This window comes from Streptomyces sp. NPDC017936 (genome assembly GCF_044328485.1).
In the GTDB taxonomy this organism is placed as follows: Bacteria; Actinomycetota; Actinomycetes; order Streptomycetales; family Streptomycetaceae; genus Streptomyces.
Genome location: NZ_JBIRHK010000006.1, coordinates 342,168 through 365,239 on the forward strand (window position 1 = coordinate 342,168; position 23,072 = coordinate 365,239).

General features: G+C 71.5%; 19 protein-coding genes. 10 read left to right on the forward strand and 9 right to left on the reverse strand.

Features of this window, described 5'->3' with window-relative positions; genetic code table 11:
- Positions 1-105: 105 nt before the first annotated feature.
- Both ACH4F6_RS15425 and ACH4F6_RS15430 read right to left on the reverse strand, forming a co-directional pair.
- Entirely contained in the window at positions 106-612 is a 507-nt protein-coding gene (locus ACH4F6_RS15425) for a MarR family winged helix-turn-helix transcriptional regulator (protein WP_397960642.1), read from the reverse strand.
- A gap of 158 nt (positions 613-770) precedes the next feature.
- Positions 771-1,847, reverse strand: coding sequence for an alkene reductase (locus ACH4F6_RS15430; RefSeq protein ID WP_397960643.1), 1,077 nt, complete (start codon positions 1,845-1,847; stop codon positions 771-773).
- A 585-nt stretch (positions 1,848-2,432) separates the two neighbouring features.
- On the opposite strand from ACH4F6_RS15430, the gene ACH4F6_RS15435 reads away from it, so the two are divergent.
- The 3 genes from ACH4F6_RS15435 (at position 2,433) to ACH4F6_RS15445 (ending at position 6,435) form a co-directional block, all read left to right on the forward strand.
- Positions 2,433-3,647: an MFS transporter gene (locus ACH4F6_RS15435; RefSeq protein ID WP_397960644.1), complete on the forward strand. Its 1,215-nt coding sequence runs from the start codon at positions 2,433-2,435 to the stop codon at positions 3,645-3,647.
- Between the two features lie 462 nt (positions 3,648-4,109).
- Positions 4,110-5,786: a protein kinase gene (locus ACH4F6_RS15440; RefSeq protein WP_397960645.1), complete on the forward strand. Its 1,677-nt coding sequence runs from the start codon at positions 4,110-4,112 to the stop codon at positions 5,784-5,786.
- Between the two features lie 109 nt (positions 5,787-5,895).
- Positions 5,896-6,435, forward strand: coding sequence for a hypothetical protein (locus tag ACH4F6_RS15445; RefSeq protein WP_397960646.1), 540 nt, complete (start codon positions 5,896-5,898; stop codon positions 6,433-6,435).
- A 173-nt stretch (positions 6,436-6,608) separates the two neighbouring features.
- On the opposite strand, the gene ACH4F6_RS15450 is transcribed toward ACH4F6_RS15445, so the two are convergent.
- The 4 genes from ACH4F6_RS15450 to ACH4F6_RS15465 are packed head-to-tail and all read right to left on the reverse strand — an operon-like array spanning position 6,609 to position 11,068.
- On the reverse strand, positions 6,609-7,988 hold the full coding sequence (locus ACH4F6_RS15450) for a GH1 family beta-glucosidase (protein WP_397960647.1): 1,380 nt from the start codon (positions 7,986-7,988) through the stop codon (positions 6,609-6,611).
- A gap of 28 nt (positions 7,989-8,016) precedes the next feature.
- The gene (locus tag ACH4F6_RS15455; protein WP_397960648.1) at positions 8,017-8,844 is read right to left on the reverse strand and encodes a carbohydrate ABC transporter permease; all 828 of its coding nucleotides are present in this window, start codon (positions 8,842-8,844) and stop codon (positions 8,017-8,019) included.
- Between the two features lie 5 nt (positions 8,845-8,849).
- Entirely contained in the window at positions 8,850-9,803 is a 954-nt protein-coding gene (locus ACH4F6_RS15460; RefSeq protein WP_397960649.1) for a carbohydrate ABC transporter permease, read from the reverse strand.
- Between the two features lie 11 nt (positions 9,804-9,814).
- Positions 9,815-11,068, reverse strand: a complete 1,254-nt coding sequence (locus ACH4F6_RS15465; protein ID WP_397960650.1) for an ABC transporter substrate-binding protein — start codon at positions 11,066-11,068, stop codon at positions 9,815-9,817.
- Between the two features lie 395 nt (positions 11,069-11,463).
- Between ACH4F6_RS15465 and yicI the strand changes: the two genes are divergently transcribed.
- Together yicI and ACH4F6_RS15475 are read left to right on the forward strand one after the other, a co-directional pair.
- Entirely contained in the window at positions 11,464-13,734 is a 2,271-nt protein-coding gene (yicI, locus tag ACH4F6_RS15470) for an alpha-xylosidase (protein WP_397960651.1), read from the forward strand.
- 260 nt (positions 13,735-13,994) lie between these two features.
- Positions 13,995-15,002 (forward strand): TerC family protein, encoded by a 1,008-nt coding sequence (locus ACH4F6_RS15475; protein ID WP_397960652.1) that lies wholly within the window; start codon positions 13,995-13,997, stop codon positions 15,000-15,002.
- Positions 15,003-15,097: 95 nt separating this feature from the next.
- On the opposite strand, the gene ACH4F6_RS15480 is transcribed toward ACH4F6_RS15475, so the two are convergent.
- Positions 15,098-15,847: a glucose 1-dehydrogenase gene (locus tag ACH4F6_RS15480; RefSeq protein WP_397960653.1), complete on the reverse strand. Its 750-nt coding sequence runs from the start codon at positions 15,845-15,847 to the stop codon at positions 15,098-15,100.
- Between the two features lie 279 nt (positions 15,848-16,126).
- On the opposite strand from ACH4F6_RS15480, the gene ACH4F6_RS15485 reads away from it, so the two are divergent.
- From ACH4F6_RS15485 to ACH4F6_RS15495, 3 genes are all read left to right on the forward strand, one after another.
- Complete coding sequence (locus ACH4F6_RS15485) at positions 16,127-16,525, forward strand: MarR family winged helix-turn-helix transcriptional regulator (RefSeq protein ID WP_397960740.1); 399 nt, start codon at positions 16,127-16,129, stop codon at positions 16,523-16,525.
- A 52-nt stretch (positions 16,526-16,577) separates the two neighbouring features.
- The gene (locus ACH4F6_RS15490; RefSeq protein ID WP_397960654.1) at positions 16,578-16,844 is read left to right on the forward strand and encodes a hypothetical protein; all 267 of its coding nucleotides are present in this window, start codon (positions 16,578-16,580) and stop codon (positions 16,842-16,844) included.
- Between the two features lie 249 nt (positions 16,845-17,093).
- Positions 17,094-17,666 (forward strand): dihydrofolate reductase family protein, encoded by a 573-nt coding sequence (locus ACH4F6_RS15495; RefSeq protein WP_397960655.1) that lies wholly within the window; start codon positions 17,094-17,096, stop codon positions 17,664-17,666.
- Between the two features lie 119 nt (positions 17,667-17,785).
- Here the strand turns inward: ACH4F6_RS15495 and ACH4F6_RS15500 are convergent, their stop codons facing one another.
- A complete protein-coding gene (locus ACH4F6_RS15500) occupies positions 17,786-19,525 on the reverse strand; it encodes a cellulase family glycosylhydrolase (protein ID WP_397960656.1) in 1,740 nt (579 codons plus the stop codon).
- Positions 19,526-19,811: 286 nt separating this feature from the next.
- Between ACH4F6_RS15500 and ACH4F6_RS15505 the strand changes: the two genes are divergently transcribed.
- Positions 19,812-20,861 (forward strand): LacI family DNA-binding transcriptional regulator, encoded by a 1,050-nt coding sequence (locus ACH4F6_RS15505; protein WP_397960657.1) that lies wholly within the window; start codon positions 19,812-19,814, stop codon positions 20,859-20,861.
- A gap of 147 nt (positions 20,862-21,008) precedes the next feature.
- Positions 21,009-22,523 carry a glycoside hydrolase family 43 protein gene (locus ACH4F6_RS15510; RefSeq protein ID WP_397960658.1) on the forward strand — a complete coding sequence of 505 codons (1,515 nt, stop codon included), beginning with the start codon at positions 21,009-21,011 and terminating at the stop codon, positions 22,521-22,523.
- Between the two features lie 42 nt (positions 22,524-22,565).
- Here the strand turns inward: ACH4F6_RS15510 and ACH4F6_RS15515 are convergent, their stop codons facing one another.
- A complete protein-coding gene (locus tag ACH4F6_RS15515; protein WP_397960659.1) occupies positions 22,566-23,042 on the reverse strand; it encodes a (2Fe-2S)-binding protein in 477 nt (158 codons plus the stop codon).
- Positions 23,043-23,072: the final 30 nt, after the last annotated feature.

Below are 23,072 nucleotides of genomic sequence, written 5' to 3' on the forward strand. Positions count from 1 at the left end.
GACGAAGCGGCCGCGGCAGCCCGCACACCACCGGAACCGCCGGCAGCGCACCCGTGATCCGAGACAGGCGCGACGCACACGGCGGGACGACACCTCAGGACCGGCTCACCGGGAGGCGATGAGCCCGTCGGGCGCGTGCCGTGCCAGTGCGGATTCGAGCTTGCGCAGAACGGTCAGCGCATCGCTCTGCTCGTCCTCGCTCAGTTCGTCGGTCAGGTACCCCTCCAGTTCGCCCCACAGGTCCTGGACCTTCTGCCGCGCCGCCAGACTGGCGGCGGTCGCCTCGACGAGCATCGACCGCTTGTCCGTGTCGGAGGGGATCCTGCGCACGAAACCGGCCTGCTCCAGCCTGCGTACGGTGCGGGTCACCGTCGCCGAGTCCGCGCCCAGCGCCTGGGCCAGGTCCACCTGCCGGAGCCGCCCGCGCTCCCACAGCTCCATCATCACCAGTTCCTGCCCCGGGTGGAGGCCGACTTCCCGCAGGAGCTGTCCCGCGAGCAGCCGGTGCAGTCGCGCCACCTGGACGATGGCGGCGCTGAGGGGGCCCTGCCGGGCTGCCGCCAGGGCGCCGCCGCAGACGTCGTTCTCCCCGGCCGCTGCCTTCTCGCTCATCTCTCGCTCCCGTGCCTGCCCCGGGCCGGCTTCTCGGGCTGCTCCGGACCGCGAGACGTCGCCCTGTTCCTGCAGCACTGTAGGCGACGAACGCCCGAGAGGCTGGCGGGGTGCCCGGAAGCGGCCGGTCGCGCGGCCCCCTCCGCCGGTCCGCGAGGTCAGCCGCCCAGGGCCGGATAGTCGGTGTAGCCCCGCTCGTCGCCGCCGAAGGACGTCGCCGGGTCCGGGGCGTTGAACGGGCCGCCGGCCCGCAGCCGGGCGGGCAGATCGGGGTTGGCCAGGAACAGCGCACCGTAGGCGACCAGGTCGGCGGTGCCGTTCTCGACCAGGTCCAGCGCGTCCGGACCGGTGGGCTCCGTGCCCGTGAACGGGTTCACGACGAACGTCCCCGGCCACAGCTTGCGCAGCCGCGCCATCAGCTCGCCCGCGCCGGGGGCCTCCAGTTGGTGGAGGTAGGCCAGGCCCAGCGGGGCCAGGTCCTCCACCAGCGCGGTGTACGTCGCCTCGAGGTCCGCCGGGTCGGTTTCGGCGATGTCGTTGTACGGGTTGCCGGGGGACAGGCGGAAGCCCACCTTGTCCGCGCCGATCGCGTCGGCCACGGCCCGCGTCACCTCGACGGCGAACCGGACCCGCTTCTCCGGCGTGCCGCCCCAGGCGTCCGTGCGCCGGTTGGAGTTCGGGGCGAGGAACTGGTGGACGAGGTAGCCGTTGGCGCCGTGCAGCTCCACGCCGTCGAACCCGGCGGCCACGGCGTTGCGGGCCGCGGTGGCGAAGTCGGCGATCGTCCCGGCGATGCCCTCCTCGGACAGCTCGGCGGGCTCCACGAAGTCCTTCGGCCCCTCGTGCGTGTAGACCTGCCCCTTCGCCGTCACCGCGGAGGGAGCGACCGGCTGCAGCCCCGTCAGGCTCGGGTGGCCGACCCGTCCGGTGTGCATGATCTGCAGGAAGATCACGCCGCCCTCGGCGTGGACCGCGTCGGTGACCTTCCGCCACGCGGCCACCTGCTCCGCGGAGTGGATGCCCGGGGTGTCCGGGTATCCCTGGCCGACCGCCGACGGCTGGGTGCCCTCGGTGACGATCAGGCCGGCACTCGCCCGCTGCGCGTAGTAGGCGGCCGTCAGGTCGGTCGGGCTCTGCCCGGGGCCGTAGGCGCGGCTGCGGGTCATCGGCGCCATCACGATGCGGTTGGCCAGGCGCTTGCCGCCCAGCTCGTAGGGCTCGAAAGCCTTCGACATGGTCGTACTCCTCAAGATCGTCCACAGGCGGAGGCGCTGGACGAGGAGGTCTCGCCCCAGGCCTTTTACTGTTCGAACAAGTAAATGTGCTGGCGTGTTCCCGGTCAAGCCGACGGCCTCCACGGCGGTGCGCAGAAAGCGGCCTCTACCTGGGGTGAAGGCGGGCTTGACCTGCGTAGAAAACTCAAGATGACCATGCCGTTGTTCACCCGGCAGAAGATTTGGCTGCCTGGTCAGCGATCACCTTCCGCGTGCGGCGCGGCCCGAGCACCACAAGGCCGGGGAGGCGCCGGCCCGCGCGTCCGCACCGGACGGCGGCGCCGCGTGCCCGGCGTGATCCCGCCGGACGCCGTGGTCGCCCGGGGCCGGTCGGCGGCCGCCGGTGTGACCGGTCCCATATCCGCCGAGGCGCGGATCTTGGAATGCACGCGGGTTCCCGGTGGCTGTACGTGCTTGGAGCCTTCCCTGCGCGCGGGGGTGCCGGGCGATGGTGGCCGGCGCGACTGGCCACGGCAGCGGTGGAGCCGTGGTCCGCGTCTGCTCCGTCGTTTCGCACTGGTCGTCGCTGAAAGGTGTTCCCGTTCCATGCCACTGGCTCTGCTGGCCCTTGCCCTCGTCGCGTTCGGCATCGGTACGACCGAGTTCGCGACGATGGGGCTGCTGCCCCAGATCGCCGACGGGGTCGGCGTGTCCGTGCCGCACGCCGGCAACCTCGTCTCCGCCTACGCGCTCGGCGTCGTCGTCGGCGCCCCCGTGCTGACGGGCATCGGCGCGCGCATCGCCCACAAGCGGCTCCTGCTCCTGCTGTCCGGACTGTTCGTGGCCGGCAACGTGGCGTCCGCCCTGGCTCCCGGTTTCGGCCTGCTGTTCGCGGCACGCTTCCTGGCGGGCCTGCCGCACGGAGCGCTGTTCGGCGTGGGCGCCGTCGTGGCCTCCCGGCTGGTCGCCCCCGAGCGGGCCGGGCGGGCCGTGTCGAGGATGTTCCTCGGACTCACCGTCGCGAACATCGTCGGCGTCCCGGTCGGCACGGCCCTCGGACAGCAGCTGGGCTGGCGGTACGCCTACTGCGCGGTCGCCGTCATCGGTCTCGTCGCCCTCGCCGCGCTGGCCGCCTTCGTCCCCCACCAGCCGCGCGGCCACCAGGCCGGCGTCCGGCACGAGCTGCGGGCGATGGGGAACAGGCAGGTCGCCCTCGGCCTGGCCACCGCGGTCGTGGGCTTCGGCGGTTTCTTCGCCGTCTACAGCTACCTGGTGCCGATCCTGACGCACCTGACGGGCTTCACCGAGTCCTCGACCACCTGGGTCCTCGCCCTGTACGGCGCCGGAATGACGCTGGGCACGCTGGTCGCGGGCCCGCTGACGGACCGCGCCCTGCGCCCGACGCTGTACGGAGGGTTCGCCCTGCTCGGCGCGACGCTCATGACGTTCTACTTCACGGTCCACAGCACCGTCCCCGCGCTGGTGACGCTCGTCGTCATGGGCGCGATGGGAGCCTTCGTCACCACGCCCGTGCAGATGCTGCTCATGACCAAGGCGAAGGACGCCCCGACGATGGCGGCGGCCTCCAACCACTCCGCCTTCAACCTCGCCAACGCGGGAGGCGCCTGGCTCGGCGGCCTGGCCATCTCGGCCGGCTGGGGCTGGGCCTCGCCCGCCCTGGTCGGCGCGGCGCTCGCCGCCGCCGGCCTCGGCCTCGCCTTCCTCGGCGGCTTCACGGACCGCGGGAACGGGGGCTCGGAGCTGATCGCGTCGTCGAAGGCCGACGTCACGACCGAGGCCGGACAGGTCCCGACGGCCTGACGAGGATCACGTCCGCCTCTGCCGGCACTCGGCCGGGAGGGACCGAACCCGAGGCGTCGGCCGTTCGCGGCCGGCGCCTCGAACCGTACGGCCGGCCCTGCCGCCCGCGGCTTCGGCGTCGCCGTCCCCGGCGCCTGGACGGCCGGGAGCCACCGCGACCGGCTCGCCGTCCGCACCGTCGACATCGACCGACGGGCCGCCGGGCAGGACCGGTGCTCGCGGCACCGGCCGTGAGGACGCCGTACGGTCGCCCGCGCGTGCCGGGGCGCCGGTCCCGAACGTCGAACTGCCTTACGGACACTGGCGTATGATCCGGTCACCGGCTGTTCCGCGGTGACGCGACGCACCGTCCACGCACGGCGAAGCACGGGCCGCGCGTACGGCCGCGAGCCATCGATCCACCGTGTGGGAGCGCACGGCGGTCGTGCGGCCGGACAGATCGTTCCAGGAGGAATCCCGCGCGTGCACCCGCTCACCGACGCCGATCCGGACCGGATCGGCCGCTACCGTCTCACCGGCCGCCTCGGGGCGGGAGGCATGGGCACCGTCTACCTCGGCAGCACTCCCGGCGGACGACCGGTCGCGATCAAGGTCATCGGCGGTCAACTCGCTTACGACGAAGTGGCCTTGGAGCGGTTCCGCCGTGAGGTGGACACCCTGCACACCGTGCGGAGCGCCTACACCGCCTCGGTCATCGACTGCGGCCTGGACACTCCGCCGTACTGGTTCGCCACCGAGTACGTGCCCGGCCGGACCCTGCACTCCGCGGTGTCCGCGTCCGGCGCCCTGCCGGCGCCGCTCTGCCGGAGCCTGCTCGCCGCGCTGGCCGAAGGGCTGTCGGACATCCACGTCCACGGAGTCCTGCACCGGGACGTCAAACCGCAGAACATCATCCTGTCCCCGGTCGGCCCGCAGCTCATCGACTTCGGCATCGCCCGGGGGAGCGGGCAGACCGCGCTGACCCAGGTCGGCCTCACCGCGGGCACGCCGGGCTTCACCGCGCCCGAGGCCTTCGACGGAGAGGAAGTCGGCTTCGCCGCCGATGTGTTCGCGCTGGGCGCCACCCTGGCCTTCGCGGCGACCGGTCGGCCTCCGTTCGGTGACGGCGCCTTCCCCGCGATCGCCTACCGCACCCTCCACGGCGACATCGACCTGGAGGGGGTCGAGTCCGGCCTCGCCGCGATCATCACCGCCTGCATCGACCGCGACCCGGCTCGGCGGCCGGCCCCCGGCGAGATCGTGGAGCTGTGCCAGTCGCACACATCCCTGGCCAACGATTCGGTCTACCAGCGGATCGCCACCCCCGGTACGGCGTCGGGCGCCCCGGTCCCGACCTCCGTCCTCGTGCCCACCGCGCTGGACGCCTCCGAGACGGTCGTGGCCGCCCAGCCCCACGAGGCCCCGACCGAGGCGTGGCCGACCGACGTCCTTCCGGAGCCCGGTCCCCCGGCCGCGCACCCCGGCCCGAGGCAGTCGGCCGGTACGGCACCGGACACGTCGGCCTCCGGTGGAGCCGGCCGGCACGGCTTCCGGCGCAGAGCCGTCCTCACCGTGGCGGCGGTCGCGGGCGTGAGCGCCGTGGTCGCCGCCCTGCTGGTGCTCCAGCCCTGGCAGGGCGAGAAGGGACCCGCCGGGGCGCGGTCCGGCGCCGAGGCGAGTGCCACGGCCACGGCCACGGACGAGGCTGCGGACAAGGACAAGGACAACAAGGACAAGGGCACGGACGCAGACGCGGAGCCGGGTGCGACGGCGGCGCCCGCGGAGAACACCGATCCGGGCGCGACCGCGAACCCGGACGACGGCGTCCCCGCGGAGAGAGTGATCAACGCACCGATGACCCTGGGACCGGCCGAAGAGGTCGCCGCGGCACGGATCCGGCTCGTCCTGCAGCGCGACGGCAACCTCGTCGCCTACGACGAGACGAACCAGGCGCGCTGGGCGAGCCGGACGCTCGGCACCGGCGCGCGCGCCGACTTCCAGACGGACGGCAACCTCGTCGTGTACGACACGCAGAACCGGCCCGTGTGGGCGAGCCGGACGGACGGCCACGCGTCGGCGGTGTTGAAACTCCAGAGCGACGGCAACATCGTCATCCTCGAAGGGGAAACCGTCCTCTGGGCCTCCGGCACGCACCACTGAGAGACCGGGATCCCGAACGGGGGCGTGCCTCTCCGATGCGCCGGTCCACGACCGAAGCAATCCGGAAACTTTGGTTTACATCCATGGGTCCGGTAACTAGGGTTGTCGTATGACGGTCTCTGAGATCACCCCGGAAGAACAGGCGGAACTCGACAAGGCCCTGTACGACGCCTTGAATCCCCTGGCCTCGGCTCTTCGCTCCCGAGAGACCGGGCTGCCCGCGGACCGCATGTGGGAAGCGGATCCCGTCGAAGTGGCACTGTCCGTCCTGGCCGCCTGGAAAGTGATGGACGCCGAGGTCAGGCGGTTGACCGCGCAGGCGGCGGCGACCGCCGGCTCCTACGGCGCGAGTTACGAGCAGCTGGGGGCCGCCTGGGGCATCACCCGGCAGGGCGCCCGGAAGAAATGGCCCGACGCCGTCAGCCGCCCGGCGCCCGCGACGGCGGGCAGGCGCACGCTCGCGCTCTTCGGGGGGACCGCGGAGCTGGTGCAGGCGCCTTCCGGCGACTGGAGCTGGACGGGCAGGGGCGCTGATGGAGCATCCGGCACGGTCGCCGAGGGGACGTGGTGCGCGACCGCGGAGGAAGCGGCGGCCCATGCGGGCGCATTCCTCAAGGAACACGCCCTCGACACGATCGGCCGGTCCTAGCCGGAGCTTGTCGACCAGCTGGTGCGGGAAGCCGTCACGTTGCCGGCGGATCGCGTCCGACGGCGTGCCGGGGGCGTGACGGGCTCGCGGTCCGGTCCTGTGTCCAGGCCGTGGTGGGCTGTCCGACGGCCCACCACCCGCCCCCGGGGGGGCCGAGGCCCTCCGGGGCCTCGTCAGCCGCGCTGTGCGGCGATCATCGCCTTGTACCAGTGGTAGCTGGCCTTCGGCGTGCGCCGCTGGGTGGCGTAATCGACGTGGACGATCCCGAAGCGCTTGGCGTAGCCGAAGGCCCACTCGAAATTGTCCAGCAGCGACCACACGTAATAGCCGCGCACCTCCACGCCGGCGTCCATCGCCGCCCGCAACGCGATGAGGTGATCGCGCAGGTAGGCCACGCGGTCCACGTCGTCGACCACTCCCTCGGGGCCCGCCTCGTCGTCCTCCGCGGAGCCGTTCTCCGTGATGAGGACCGGCGGCAGCGCGTCCCCGTACCGGTCCTTCAGCCGCACCAGCAGCTCGGTGAAGGTGTCGGGGACGACCGGCCAGCCCATGGCGGTGTGCCGCACGCCGGAGAGCCGCACCTCCTGGTAGCGGTTGTCCGTGGCCACGCGCCGCGCCGGGTCGTCCTCACGGTACGGGGCGTCGGCGACGACGATCGGCCGGTAGTAGTTGATCCCGAGGAAGTCCAGCGGCTGGGAGATCAGGTCGAGGTCGCCGTCCCGCCGGAAGTCCTGCCCGGTGATCAGTTCGCCCCAGGTCTCCTCCTCCGTGGCCGGGTAGCGGCCCGCCAGGAGCGGTTCGGTCCACACCAGGTTGTGCTGGGTGTCCGCGCGGACGACGGCCGCCAGGTCGGCGGCGGAGCCGGTGGCCGGCAGGTTGTGGTCGAGGTTGAGGGTGATGCCCACGTCGCGTGCTCCGGCCGCGCGCAGCGCCCGTACGGCCAGGCCGTGGCCGACCAGCAGATGGTGGGCCGCGGCCAGCGCGCCCCGGCCCTCGCGGGCACCCGGTGCGTGCCGGCCGACGGAATAGCCGAGGAAGGCGCTGCACCAGGGCTCGTTGAGGGTGATCCAGCGCGGCACGCGGTCGCTCAGGTGCTCGGCGACGACGGCCGTGTACTCGGCGAACCGTTCCGCCGTCTCCCGCGTCCGCCAGCCGCCCCGGTCCTCCAGCGCCTGCGGGAGGTCCCAGTGGTAGAGGGTGGCGGCGGGCTCGATGCCGGCCGAGAGCAGCTCGTCGACCAGCCGGGAGTAGAAGTCCAGCCCCTTGGGGTTCACCCGGCCGGCGCCGTCCGGCACGATGCGCGGCCAGGCGATCGAGAACCGGTACGATCCCACGCCCGACTCCCGCAGCAGGGCCACGTCCTGCGGATAGCGGTGGTAGTGGTCGCAGGCGACGTCACCGGTGTCGCCGTCGACCACCAGACCCGGGGTGTGGCTGTAGGTGTCCCAGATCGACGGACCGCGGCCGTCCTCCCGCGCCGCGCCCTCGATCTGGTACGAGGCGGTCGCGGCGCCGAAGACGAAGCCGGGCGGGAAGCTGGGGAAGTCGCTCATGTGAGGGGACTCGTTTCCGGAGTGGGTGTCACTTGACGGATCCGCCGGTGATGCCGGCGGCGATGTACTTCTGGGCGAGGACGAGCAGGATCGCCGCGGGCACCGCGGACAGGACGGACGCGGCCATCACCGAGCCCCAGTCGCCGACGTGCGCGCCGATGTACTGGTAGATGCCGAGCGTGACCGGCTTGACGTCGTCGGTCGTGTTCAGGGTGAGCGCGAACATGAAGTCGCTCCACGAGAACAGGAAGGCGAACAGGCCCGACGTGATGAGCGAGTTGCGGCTCATCGGCAGCACCACCCGCACGAACGTCCGCACCGGCCCGGCGCCGTCGATCTGCGCCGCCTCGATCACCTCACCCGGGATCGACACCATGAAGGACCGCATCAGCACGATCGAGAACGGGATGCCGAGCGAGGCGTCCGCCAGCATCAGGCCGACGTAGGAGTTGACGAGGCCGAGGTCGACGTACGAGTTGTAGAGCGCGTTGGCGATGACGATGCCCGGCACCATCTGCGTGATCAGCGTGCCGAACACGATCGTCCGCGAGCCGCGCAGACCGAACCGGGCCAGTCCGTAGGCCGCCGGGGCGGCGATCACCAGGCACACGGCGACCGCGCCGAGCGAGACGAGCAGCGAGGTCAGCAGGTGACCGCCCTGGTCGTCGAGGGCCTTGGAGAAGCCGGACAGGTCCAGGCCGCTGGGCACCGGGTCGACCTGGAGCAGGCCCGAGGCGGGCTGGAGGGCCGTGTTGAGCATCCAGTACAGCGGAAAGAGCATCACGCACAGGATGAGCGCACCGGCGATGGTCGAACCCCAGCGGCGCCTGGATGTCGTGGGCGTGCGAGAGGCCACGGACGTCACTTCCCCTCGGTGCGGTTGGCCCGCAGGTAGAGCACCGCGAACACCGCGGAGACAAGGATGAGCACGTTGCCGACGACCGCGCCCGCGCCGAAGTCCAGCTGGACGAAGGAGTTCTGGTAGGTCAGCGTGCCCAGGGTCTGGGTGGCGTCGGCAGGGCCGCCGTCGGTGAGCGCCAGGATCAGGTCGAGGATCTTCACCGTCGACATGAAGCCGAGGACGAGGACGACGGTGGTGACCGGTCTGAGCATCGGCAGGGTGATGGAGCGGAAGGTCCGCCAGGCCGAGGCGCCGTCCAGGGAGGCCGCCTCGTACAGCTCCTTCGGGATCTCCTGCAGACCGCCGTAGAGGATGACCATGTTGAACGGGATGCCGATCCAGACGTTGACCAGGATCACCGACAGCAGGGCCATGTCCGGGCTGGTCAGCCACGGGGTGTGGCCGCCGAGGCCGAGCGTGTCCAGGAAGGAGTTCAGTACGCCCGTGTCCTGGTCGAGGATGCGCCGCCACACGATGCCGGAGACCACCATGGGCACCAGCCAGGGCAGCAGGATCAGCGACCGCAGAACGCCGTTCAGGGGGAACCTGCGGGCGAAGAACACCGCGAGCGCGAGGCCGATGCAGAACTGCCCGAGCAGCGAGCCGGCGGTGAACACCAGGGTGTGCCACAGCGCCTTGCCGAACAGGGCGTCCTGAAAGACGTTCGACCAGTTGTCGGTCCCGTTGAAGGGGGCCTCGCCGGTGAAGAAGGTCTTCGGCGTGTAGTGCTGGAAGCTCATCACGACGTTGCGGACGAGCGGGTAGCCGAAGAACAGCAGCATGAAGACGACGGCGGGGGCGACGAACCCCCACTGGGCCAGCCTGCGGCGGCGGTGCAGCCGGTCCGGGCCGGGCGCGGCGGTCCCTCCGGACGCCTTCGCCGGCGTCCGGACGGTGGCGGTGGACGTGGTCATGGTCGCGTACCTCAGTTCCCGCTCGTGGCCCGCTGCTGCGCGCGCTTCAGGGCTGCCTCGCTGGACTGGCCGGTCAGGGCGGACTGGAAGGCGCTCTGCAGGGCGAGCGACACGCCCGACCAGCCGGCGCCGAGCTTGGCGGTGCGGGACCGGGCGGCGGCCACCTGGTCGGCGAGCGCGTCGAGTTCGGGCACCCGCTCGCGCCATACGGCGGCGGCCTTGGCGTTGGCCGGGACCATCCAGCTGTTGAGCGCGTAGGTCAGCTGCTCCTTCTCGCCGGACAGACAGGCGACGATCCTGCCCGCCGTCCTCTCCCGCTCCTCGTCACCGGTGTTGGGCACGGTGAGCACGGCACCGCCCAGCGGGCCGACCGAGTCCTCGCCCGCCTCCGGCACGGGGATGTGCGCGATGCCCCAGTGCAGCGACTTCTCGGTGTTGAGCGTCTCCACCTGCCACGGACCGTTGATCATCATCGCCGCGTTGCCGGCCATGAACTGGTCGTTGACGTCCGCCTGCGTCCAGTTGACCGTCGACTTCGACAGCGAGCCGTCCGCCAGCAGGGCCTTCCAGTAGTCGAGCGCCTCGACCACCTGCGGGCTGTCCAGCTCGGTCTCGTCGCCGCCGTTGGACCACATGAAGGGCGTGAACTGGAAGACGCCGTCCTCCGCGCCGCCCGCGCTGAGGGCCAGCCCGTGCCGCTTGCCCCGGGTGAGCTTCCTCGCGGTCTCCCGCAGTTCGTCCCAGGTGGTGGGGACCGCCACGCCGGCTTCGTCGAGGATGTCCTTGTTGTAGAAGAGCGCCAGGGTGTTCACGGACCGGGCCGCACCGTAGTACGTCCCCTCGTAGGAACCGAAGTCGACGATGCCCTCGGGTATGTCCCGGGTGCTCAGGCCGAGGCTCTCGAGGTCGATCAGGCCGCCCGCCTGGGCGAACGTCGGCATCTCGGAGGCGTCGAACTGGACGATGTCGGGCAGCGACTTCGAGGACGCCATGCGCAGCGCCTTCGTCATCACCTGCGCGGCCGGGACGCTCTGCTGCTCGATGGTGACGCCGAGCCGCTCGCCGCAGCGGGCCATCGCCTGGGCGTCCCAGCGGTGGTAGGACTCGTCGGTCGAGGAGTTCATCACGGTGTAGACGTCGCTGTCACGGCCCTGACCGCATCCGGTCAGGGCCGCCCCGACGGCCAGGACGGAGACGGCGGCGAGCGGTGCCACGGCCCTGCGGGAGCGTCCGCGGCGCACGGCAGCCGGAGTGGGTGCTGTCACGGTGGGTGCCCTTGCGTAGGAGGGGGAGATACGGGACGGCTCAGCGGGTGCCATCGGTCCACGCGTGGGCGGTGACCTGGTCCTGTGAGGTTGAGTTGAAGCGCTTCGACATGCTGCGGCCCTTGCTGTCGTGTCGCCCGGCGTCGTCGCCGGCCCCTTTGTTTTCTCCGATGACTAATACGTCAATCCCTGACGCCGCGCTAGACCTGTGCGCGTGTCGGGCTGGTGAAGGCACGCAGGGGCACTCCGTACCTCTCGGGTCATAAGACCTGGTCAAGAGGCTTTTTACGCTGCCGTACACCCTGTCGGCGCGAGGTGTTCTGTGTACGATCGCCTTCTCGGGCGACAGTCTCCGCAGTCCCCGCCCCATCACCCCGCTCCCCCCGAGGAAGACCATGAAGTTCACCAACGGGTTCTGGCGCATCCGTGACGGCGTCCAGATCGCGTACGCCACTGAGGTGCGCGATGTGCGCGTCGAATCGAAGCGCTTCACCGCATCTGCTGCCGTGCAGAAGGTGACGCGCAGAGGGGACACGCTCAACGCGCCGCTCGTCACCGTCGCCTGCTTCTCGCCCGCCCGGGGCGTCATCGGCGTGCGGGTCACCCATCACGCCGGGAAGCTGCGTCCGGGACCGGACTTCACCCTCGCGGCCGAGCCCGACGGCGCGGGCGAGGTTCGGCAGGACGGCACCGTCGTCCAGCTGACCAGCGGCCCGCTGACCGTGCGCCTGGACCGGGCCGCCCCGTGGACCCTGACCTTCCACGGAGCGGACGGACGGGAGCTGACCCGGGCGGGCCGCAAGGGCGCCGCCTTCGCCACCACCGGCGACGGCGCGCATCACGTCCTCTCCCAGCTCGCGCTCGGCGTCGGCGAGCAGATCTACGGCCTCGGCGAGCGTTTCACCCCGTTCGTGAAGAACGGCCAGGTCGTCGACATCTGGCAGGCCGACGGCGGTACCAGCAGCGAGCAGGCCTACAAGAACATCCCCTTCTACCTGTCCTCACGCGGCTACGGCGTCTTCGTCAACCACCCCGGCGCGGTCTCCTTCGAGGTCGGCTCCGAGTCCGTCGGACAGGTGCAGTTCAGCGTCGAGGACCAGACGATGGAGTACTACGTCGTCGCCGGCCCCACCCCCAAGGACGTCCTCACCCGCTACACCGCCCTCACCGGCCGTCCTGCCCTGCCGCCCGCCTGGTCCTTCGGCCTGTGGCTGACCACGTCCTTCACCACGGACTACGACGAGGCGACCGTGATGTCGTTCGTCGACGGCATGGCCGAGCGCGGCGTCCCGCTGTCCGTCTTCCACTTCGACTGCTTCTGGATGCGCGAGTACCAGTGGTGCGACTTCCAGTGGGACCCCGAGGTCTTCCCCGACCCGGAGGGAATGCTCGCCCGGCTGAAGGCCAGGGGGCTGAGGGTCAGCGCGTGGATCAACCCGTACATCGCGCAGAAGTCCCCGCTGTTCGACGAGGCCGCCGCCCTCGGGCACCTGGTGCGCCGGCCGAACGGTGACGTGTGGCAGTGGGACCTGTGGCAGGCCGGCATGGGACTGGTCGACTTCACCAGCCCCGACGCCCGCGCGTGGTTCCAGGCGAAGCTGAAGCCGCTGCTGGACCAGGGCGTCGACTGCTTCAAGACGGACTTCGGCGAGCGCGTCCCGACCGACGTCGTCTGGCACGACGGCTCCGATCCGGAGCGGATGCACAACTACTACACCCACCTGTACAACCGGACCGTGTTCGAACTCCTCGAGAAGGAGCGGGGACAGGGCGAGGCCGTGCTCTTCGCCCGCTCCGCCACCGCGGGCGGCCAGCAGTACCCCGTGCACTGGGGCGGCGACTGCTGGTCCTCGTTCGAGGCCATGGCCGAGTCGCTCCGGGGCGGCCTGTCCCTGTCGCTGAGCGGCTTCGGCTTCTGGAGCCACGACATCGGAGGCTTCGAGGGCACGCCCGACCCGACGGTCTTCAAGCGCTGGCTGGCCTTCGGCATGCTGTCCTCCCACAGCCGTCTGCACGGTTCGTCGTCCTACCGGGTGCCGTGGGAGTTCGGCGAGGAGGCCGTCGACGTCGCCCGGCGCTTCACCCTGCTCAAGCACCGCCTCATGCCCTACCTGTACGGTGCCGCCGTCGAGGCCCACCGCACGGGCGTCCCGGTGATGCGGCCCATGGTCCTGGAGTTCCCGCACGACCCGGCATGCCGCCCGCTCGACCGTCAGTACCTGCTCGGCCCCGACCTCCTGGTCGCTCCGGTGTTCAGCGAGGACGGCGAGGTGGAGGTGTACCTCCCCGAGGGCACCTGGACCCACCTCCTCAGCGGTGAGCAGGTCGTCGGCCCGGTGTGGCGCACCGAGCGGCACGGCTACGACAGCCTTCCGCTGTACGTCCGTGAGGGCGCCGTCCTGCCGCTGGCCGCCGACACGCGGCGGCCCGACGGCGACTGGCTGGACAATCCGACCCTGCTCGTCCACCCGCCGGCCTCGGCCCGCTACGCCCGCCAGGTGAGCGTGCCCGACCCGACCGGCGCGCAGGCCGCCGTGTTCCGCGTCCGGCGTGAGGGCGACCTCCTGCACGTCACCGCGGACGGCCTCGACCGGCCCTTCACCGTACGCGTCGCCGGTGGCGCGAGCGCGGAGGGAACGGGCGAGGTGACGGTGCCGCTGCGATGACCGGGCAGCCGCGCGGAGGCGCTCGGCGACCGTGACCGCGGGCCCGGCCGCCACCCGCCCCTCGCCCCGAACCCGACAGGCCCGCGAGCCGTGGGCGAGGAAGGACGCGGCCTGGCTCCGGTGCGCCCGCCGCCGGCGCCGTGGGCGAGTCGGCGCCTTCCCACGGGACACCGGAGGCCGAACCGTCCCGATGGTGCGTGTTTCCGAGGTTCCTGCCAGTACAGTCGCCGCACGGTGCGGGCGGAGAGGCAGGTGCGGGGATGCACGGGATCAGCGGGGTCACCTGGGCGGTGACGGTCGCGGTCATCGTGGGGCTGCTGGCCCTGGACCTGACGATGGGATGGGTGAAACCTCACCGCGTCGGCTTCCGGGAGGCCGCCGCCTGGTCCGTGTTCTACGTCGCGGCGGCCGTCGTCTTCGGTGTGTGGTTCATGAGCGCCTACGGGGGGACGTACGGCACCGAGTACTTCGCCGGTTACCTGGTGGAGAAGAGCCTCTCGGTCGACAACCTGTTCGTGTTCGTCATCATCATGACGACGTTCACCGTGCCGGAGGAGCACCAGCAGAAGGTGCTCTCCTTCGGCATCGTGCTCGCGCTCGCCATGCGCGCCGTCTTCATCGCCCTCGGAGCCGCGCTGATCTCCGCGTTCTCCTTCATGTTCCTGCTGTTCGGCCTGCTGCTGATCTACACGGCCGTACAGCTCTACCGGCACCGGGACGAGGACCCGGACGTCGAGGACAACGGCGTGGTGAAGGCGGCCCGGCGACTGCTCCCGGTCACCGAGGGCTACGTCGACGGCCGGATCCTCACCCGGGTGGAGGGACGGCGGAGGGTGACGCCGCTGCTGATCGTGCTCATCGCGATCGGCAGCGTCGACCTCCTGTTCGCGCTCGACTCCATCCCCGCGGTCTTCGGCGTGACCGAGGAGCCCTACATCGTCTTCGTGGCCAACGCGTTCGCCCTGCTCGGCCTCAGGGCGCTGTTCTTCCTCGTCAGGGGTCTGCTGGACCGGCTCGTCTACCTGTCGACGGGCCTCGCGGTCATCCTGGCCTTCATCGGGGCGAAACTCGTCCTCCACTGGGCGCACGAGGACGTCTCGCACGACGTTCCGCAGATCTCCACTCCGCTCAGCCTCGTCGTCATCGGGGTCGTGCTCGCTGTCGCCACGGTGGCCAGCCTGCTCAGGACCCGCCGTGACCCCACCAGCAAGGCGCACGCGGGGGCGCTCAGGGCCCACCGGTCCCGGCCGAAGGAGGAGGAGAGCTGAGGCCGCCGGCACCCGCCGCGCGAACCGGAGGCGGGCCGCCGGTCGCGTCCGGGGGTGCCGGACCGGCCGCGTCGGCGGGTCGTGGCCGGTCCGGGTCAGACCTGGTTGGCGCCGCCGTCGACGTACAGCTCGGTGCCGGTGACGAAGCTGCTCTCGGCGGTGGCCAGGAAGAGGACGGCGGAGGCCACTTCCTCCGGCTGGCCCATCCGGCCCAGCGGCACGGTGCCCGCCAGCTGCCGCCGCAGCTCGGCGGCCTGCTCCTCGCCGGGCGCCAGTCCGTCCAGTCCGGGTGTGGTGATCGGGCCGGGCACCACGGTGTTCACCCGGATGCCGCGGCCCCTCAGCTCGTTGGCCCAGGTACGGGCCAGCGCGCGGACCGCCGCCTTGGAAGCGCCGTAGACGCCGAACGCCTCGTTGCCGACACTCGCCGCGGTGGAACCGGTGAGGATCACCGAGGCGCCGTCGTTCAGCAGCGGCAGCGCCTTCTGCACGGTGAACAGCACGCCCCGCACATTGGTGGCGAACGTCGCGTCGAAGTGCTCCTCGGTGACCTGCTCCAGGGTGGCGAACTCGCCCCCGCCGGCGTTGGCGAACAGGACGTCGACACGGTGTCCCTGTTCGGCGACGGTGGCGTAGAGCCGGTCCAGGTCCTCCAGGTCGGCGCTGTCGGCCCGCACGGCGGTCACCGACCCGCCGATCGACGCGGCGGCCTCGTCCAGCGCCTCCTTGCGCCGCCCGGTGACGTAGACGTGCGCACCTTCCTGGGCGAACCGGCGGGCCGTGGCCAGCCCGATCCCGCTGGTACCACCCGTCACCACGACGGTCTTGCCGTCAAGCTGTCCCATGGTTGCCCTCCTGCGACGGGGCGACCCTTGCGGGCCGACCTTTGTTTCAATCTTCAATCACCCTACTCCAGATAGGTGACGTGTCAACCATTCGGGGGATGCGTCCAGGCCGCTGCGGTGCGTGGGGCGTGTCCCGGCCGGTTCGTACTGATGACCGCCGGACCGGATGCCGAGGAGGCGATGCGTGATGTGTCAACTTGCTCATAGGGTGGGCTCATGAGCGCAGAACCCCGCTGGCTGACGGCGACCGAGGAACAGGCGTGGCGCGGGCTGCTGCGCATGCATGACCTGCTGGTCAGCCGGACCGGTCAGTCCCTCCAGACCGCGTACGGACTGTCCGCCACCGACTACACGGTCCTCGCCGAGCTGACGCGTGCTCCGGACGGGCGACTGCGCATCACCGAACTGGCGCACGTCCTGGGGTGGGAGAAGAGCAGGGTGTCGCACCACCTCACACGCATGGCGAAGCGCGGTCTGATCACCCGCGAGGAGTGCGCCGCCGACAGACGCGGGGCGTTCGTGGTGGTCACCCCGGAGGGCCGGGGCGCCATCGGCGCCGCCGCACCCCACCATGTGGCCGATGTCCGGCAGTACTTCCTGGACCACCTCACCCCCGGCCAGATCACCCTGCTCGCGGAGATCGCCGAACAGGTCATCAAGAAGAACAGCGCCGCATGAGTGCGCCGCCGGCTCCCGTCGCCGGGTGAGGAGCTGTGGCGAGGGGCATCGGGTGACCGCCTCCTCGAACCGCTGCACGTGCCGCAGCGCGGGCCCGCATCCCGGGGCCGTCCGGGGCTGTTCGCCCGTCCCGGACGCCGGACCCCGCCTGCTCGTCGTCGCCGTCGAACAGGCCGAGCAGGCCGTGCACGACGTCGCCGGGAGCGGCTCCTCGTCCGAGGACACCGGCACGACACCCACCGCGATGCTCCGGACCGGATCGCAGCCGACCCTCGTCCACACGGGCGACTCCCGCGTCCACCTCCTGCGCGACGGGTAACTGTTCCGGATCACCCACGACGCGCCTGCACGAAGCCCGGCGGCCGCCGGCCGGAGTCGTGGCGCCGCTCCGCCGCGGCCGGGTTCCGCACCCGTGGAAAATCGTCGCCCGATCGCGATGAGTTTCGTCGGCGTGTGCTGTCCTACCCGATGCGGCGTCCGAGAGGCTGGGTGCGCTGCGGCCGCGAGTGTGCCGGAGCGCGCACGACCGGACTTGTCGGTAACGGACCCGAACCACAAAGGATCTTCGATGCGTACCCTGATCAGCACCGCGTTCATCTCGCTCGACGGCGTCGTGGAGGCCCCGGGCGGCGAGCCCGGCTACCGCAACGCCGGGTGGACCTTCAAGGACGTGGAGTTCCTCCCCGAGGCGTTCGACATCAAGGGCCGGGAGCAGGAGGAGGCCACCGCGATGCTGCTGGGCCGGGTCAGCTACGAGGCGTTCAGCCCGGTGTGGCCGGACATGGAGGACTTCGCCGGCTACAAGGCGATGCCGAAGTACGTCGTCTCCACCACCCTCGCCGAGGACGACCTGGTGGCGAACTGGGGCGAGACCACGATCCTGCGCTCGCTCGACGAGGTCGCCGCGCTGAAGGAGACCGAGGGCGGCCCGATCATCGTCCACGGCAGCGCCGCCCTGAACCACGGCCTGTCGGACGCCGGACTGATCGACCGTTACCACCTGCTCGTCTTCCCGCTCCTGCTCGGCGCGGGCAAGCGGCTGTTCAGCACCACGGACAAGGACACCCAGAAGCTGAGGCTGGTCGAGCACGAGGCTTACGCCAACGGCCTGCAGAAGAACGTCCTCGACGTCGTCCGCTGACACGGCTCCCGCACTCGTCCGGTGACCGCAGCGTGCCCGCAGGGCCCTGAGCGACCCGCGGACACGCTGCCCGCGCCGGGTGTCCGTGCCCCGAGCCCCGGCAGCTGCCGCCGGTCCGGTCAGGTGGCCGTGCCGGTCACGCTGCTCCCCGACCTGGTGACGTGGTAGGTCGCCGTGGCGCCGCTCCAGAAATGGAAGGTGAGCGTCACCCGGGAGCCGTCCCTCAGCGAGGTGAGGAACTCGGCGGTCAGCTCGACGGAGTCGCCGGTGTACGCCGAGAAAGCGGTGTCCCACTGCTGGTAGGAGGTCCAGTTCGCCGGGCCCGCGTTGCTCCCGTCGTCGTACCTGGCCTCCATGGTCGCGAGCATGTCGCCGCGGAACCGGGTGGGGATGGTCAGGCCGCCGGTGTCCCCGGAGGCGTCCGACAGGACGGGGACGTCGTAGGTGATCACGTCGATCCGCCAGGGCACGCCGCGGGAGAACCTGGCTTCCAGCGTCGCGTTGGCTCCGTACGCCCGGCCGCCGGCCAGTTCGGTGAGCGCGGCGGCCGTCAGTGTGAGCCGGTCGCCGGAAACGGTGTAGTCCTTGCCCTTCAGCAGGTTGCGGGAGCCGTGCCGCAGCCCCTGGAAGTCGGTGCCGTTCGGGTTCAGCGTCAGTGTCCGGCTCGTGACGGCGCCCGACCGCGGCAGGAACACCGTGTCGCTGGAGGCGGTTCCCGAACGGGTGGTCCAGCTCGACCTGATCTGGTCGAACAGCTCGGGGTCGCGCTGTCGGAGGGTGGTGCGGTTCAGGAACTGGCCGGCGTCCCACAGCATGGTGGTGAGGCCCCGCCGGCGGGCGTGGTGGCCCAGGAACTCGAAGTACTTGCGCTGCTCGCCCCGCTGGATGATGCCGGGGCGGTTGTGGTCGTAGGCCAGCAGGGCGTACTCACCGATGACGACCGGGATGCCCCGTGCCACGAAGGTGTCGTACGCGCGGTCGAACGTGGCGGTGAGGTCCTGCTCCGAGGTGCTGTCGAACCGCGTGTAGCCGGCGATGTTCACGCTGAACGGCCACCAGCCGTAGAAGTGGATCGTCGTGGCCACCATGGGATCGTTCAGGTCGGTCAGCTCGGCGGCCAGCGCGTCGAGCCGTCCCTGGTCGGCGTTGGTGTACAGGGTGGGCAGCACGAGCAGACGGGTGGCGTTCCCCCCGCCGGAGTCACGGACGATCCGGTGGAACGCCTTGTTGAGCTCGGCCAGCAGCCGGTAGTTCTCCTCGTCCCCCGACGTGGCGCTGAACGTCGGCTCGTTGATGCTCTCGAACACCAGCCTGGACGGCCGGTCCCGGAACTCCCGCGCGATCTGGGTCCAGGTGGCGCGGTAGCGGGCGAGGACGGCGTCGTGATCCGTCGAGAGGGTGCTGACCCACATCCACGAGTCGTGGTGCATGTCGAGCAGGACGTAGAGGTCCTCGGCCAGTGCCCAGTCGACCACCTGCCGCACCTTCGCCGTCCAGGCCGGGTCGATGGTGTGGTCGGGCGCGGGGCCCTGGTGGGTGCCCCAGGTGACGGGCAGACGGATGCTCCTGAAACCCTGCGACTTGACCTTCCTGAGGAGTTCCCGGGTCACGGGCGGGTTGCCCCAGGACGTCTCGTCGGGGACGGCGTCGTAGGTGTTGCCCATGTTCCAGCCGGGCTGCATCGCCGCCACCGCGCTGCGGGCGGCCGGGGCGCTGGGGGGCGGTCCGGCGGAACCGGCGGCCCGCGCGGTGGCGGGCGCCAGCGGGAGCAGGGCGATCGCCAGGAGGAGCGCCGCCAGTCTTCGCGGGGGGCGCGACGATCTGCGGCGCGGAAGCAGTCGTGCCAGTCTCCTCGTCATCACGTGCACCTTCCGGTTCGGGGGGCGGCGCAGACCCCGGCGGGCGGATCCCCGCCAGACACGTTCGACGCGTGGGGGCGGCCTGACGCCGACCGGGATGGAAAACGGAGAAGGAAACTTGCGCTGCGTGCGGCGGAAAAATTAACACGGAGATGTGTCCGAGGCCACGGGATCGGCGGGAAGAGATGCCAGAATGGCCGGGCACACCCGAACGACGCTGTTCGACCGGCTCTCGCGCGGGGCCTGCGCCGGCGCGAGCGGTTCGACGAACGATCGGAAGGCGACCTTGGCGGACCACGCAGCTGACGGGCCGGTGGAGAAGGACGGCGGGCAGGGCGACTCCTCCCGGCCGGTCACCATCGCGTACATCGCCGAGTCGGCGGGAGTGTCCGTCCCGACCGTGTCCAAGGTGATCAACGGAAGGTCCGGCGTCTCCGCGGACACGCGCGCACGGGTCGAGGCGCTGGTCAACGAGTACGGCTACCGCAGACCCGCGGGCGCCGGCCGGAACAACGTCGTGGAACTGGTGTTCCGCGAGCTCGAGCACATGTGGGCGGTCGAGATCATCCGGGGCGTCGAGCAGGTGGCCCGCCGGCACGGCGTGGGGGTCATGGTGTCCCGGTTCGGACTGCACGACGCCGAGCCGCCCACCTGGGACGACACCGTCTCGCGGCGTCCGAGCTGCGTGCTGTCCGTGGCCCAGCTCTCCGAGGCGGAGCGGGAGCAGCTGAGGGCGAAGGGCATCCCGTTCGTCGTCTTCGACCCGGCCACGGAACTGCCGGACGACGTCCCGTTCGTGGGCGCCACCAACTGGTCCGGCGGCCGGGCCGCGACCCGCCATCTGACCGCCCTGGGGCACCGCCGTATCGCCATGATCAGCGGCCCCCAGGACCAGCTGTACTGCTGCGCCCGCCTGGACGGGTACCGCTCCGCGCTGCGGTCCGCCGGCCTGCCGGCCGATCCGGAACTCCTCGTGCACGCGCCGCTCACCCGTGAGGACGGCTGCGCGGCGGCGCGGTCCCTGCTGGCCCTGCCCGACCGTCCGACGGCCGTCTTCACCGCCAACGACCTGCAGGCGCTCGGCGTCTACCAGGCGGCGCGCGAGGCGGGCCTGCGCATCCCCGACGACCTCAGCGTCGTCGGCTTCGACGACCTGCCGGTCGTGGGCTGGGTGGACCCGCCCCTGACCACCGTCCACCAGCCCCTGACCGAGATGGCCAGGGCCGCCACCGAGCTGGCCCTCACGCTCGGTCGCGGTGAGGAGGCCCCGCAGATCGGGATGGAGATCGCGACCACTCTGACGGTCCGGGCGAGCACGGCTCCGCCCAGGAACTGACCCGCCGGACCGGTCCTTCACCGCGCTCCCACGCCGACGCTCCCCACGGCCGGCCGGCCGTGGGGAGCGCTTCCGTGTGGTCATTGACCACGAGAGGGACCGTCACTAGCCTCCGGGAAACTCTCCATGTGAAAGAGAGAAACTTTCGTGGACCTCCGTGTGCCCGAGACGGGCAGCACCTTCAGCAACCCCGTGATCCCCGGATTCCACCCCGATCCGTCCGTCTGCCGGGTGGGCGAGGACTACTACCTCGCGTGCTCCAGCTTCGAATACTTCCCCGGCGTCCCCGTGTTCCACAGCCGGGACCTGGTGCACTGGAGCCAGATCGGCAACGCGCTGGACCGCCCGGGTCAGTTGCGCCTGCCCCGCGACACGGCTTCTTCGGGAGGGATCTACGCGCCCACCCTGCGCCACCACGACGGCCGCTTCTGGCTGATCGTGACGAACGTGAGCGGTGACGGCAACCTGCTGTTCACGGCGACCGACCCGGCCGGCCCCTGGTCCGACCCGATCCGGCTGCCCGGGGTGCACGGCATCGACCCGGACATCGCCTGGGACGACGACGGCACCTGCTGGTGCACCACCGCCGGGGTCTCCCAGGTCCGCATCGACCCCCGCACCGGGGAGACCTTCGGCCCGCCGCGCCGGCTGTGGTCCGGCACCCCGGGCGCCAAGGCACCGGAAGCACCGCACCTGTACAAGATCGGCGACTACTGGTACCTGCTCATCGCCGAGGGCGGCACCGAGCGCTGCCACAGCGTCTCCGTCGCCCGTGGCCGCACGCCGGACGGCCCCTTCGAGCCCTGCCCGGCCAACCCGATCCTGACCCACCGGGGCACCGACCACCCCATCCAGAACACCGGCCACGCGGACCTGGTGCAGGCGCCCGACGGCTCGTGGTGGATGGTGCTGCTCGGCGTGCGTCCGCAGGGCGGCACCCCCGGATGGCACGTCCTCGGCAGGGAGACGTTCCTGGTGCCCGTCGACTGGGTCGACGGCTGGCCGGTCGTCGGTGAGCTGTCGCCCGTCATGCCGGCACCGCCCTGGCCGCTGCGGCCCCCCGCCGCCGTGCCGGTCCGGGACGACTTCGACGCGGACGAGCCGGCCCCGTGCTGGATCTCCCCGCGCCGGCGCGCCCCGGAGGACTGCACCACGCGGGAGCGGCCCGGCTGGCTGACCCTGCACGCACGGGACGGATCGCTCGACGACAACGGCGTGACGTTCCTGGGCCGGCGGCAGCAGCACCAGTCCTGCCGGGCACGCGCCCTGGTCGACGCCAGCCGGGGACGCGGCGGCCTGGCCGTCCGCCTGGACGAGCGGCACCACTACGACATCGAGGCCTCGGCCGGCCAGGTGCGGGTGCGCGCCCGCATCGGCCCGTCGAACACGGTCGTGGCATCCCGGCCGGTCCCTCCCGGACCCGTGGTGCTCCGCGTCGAGGCGGCCGCCGTGCGCACGGTGGACGACGCGCGCACCGGCCCCGACACCCTCTCGATCGGCGTCGAGGAACCGGACGGCACGTTCGTCGAACTCGCCTCGCTGGACGGCCGGTACCTGTCCACGGAGGTCGCCGGAGGCTTCACCGGCCGGGTCATCGGCATGTACGCCTCGGCCGGCACCGTTCACTTCGACTGGTTCGCGTACGAGCCGCGCGAGCACTGAAGCGGGCCCGGCCGGGCCGACGGTCCGGCCGGGGCGCCTCCTTCACATCATCGCGGCGCCGGCCCTGATGGCTTCGCGGATGCGGAAGTAGGTGCCGCAGCGGCAGATGTTGCGGATGCCGTCGAGATCGGCGTCGGTGATCTCGCGGCCTTCCGCTGCGGCGCGGCGCACGACGGCGACGGCCGTCATGATCTGGCCGGGCTGGCAGTAGCCGCACTGGGCCACGTCCTGGTCGAGCCAGGCCTGCTGCATCGGGTGCAGGTCCGCGCCCACCGTGGCCGGCAGCCCTTCGATCGTGGTGACCTCGTCGGTCGGCTCCAGCCGGCCGACCGGGATCGCGCAGGGGTTGACCGCCTTGCCGTTGAGGTGGCTGGTGCACGCCTTGCAGACGTTGATGCCGCAGCCGTACTTGGGGCCGGTGACGCCCAGGAGGTCGCGCAGCACCCACAACAGGCGCTCGTCGTCGGCCGCGTCGACGGTGATCTGCTCGCCGTTGAGGCGGAAGGTGTGCTCGGGCATGAGGGCTCCTCGCGGCGTGGGCGGACGGTG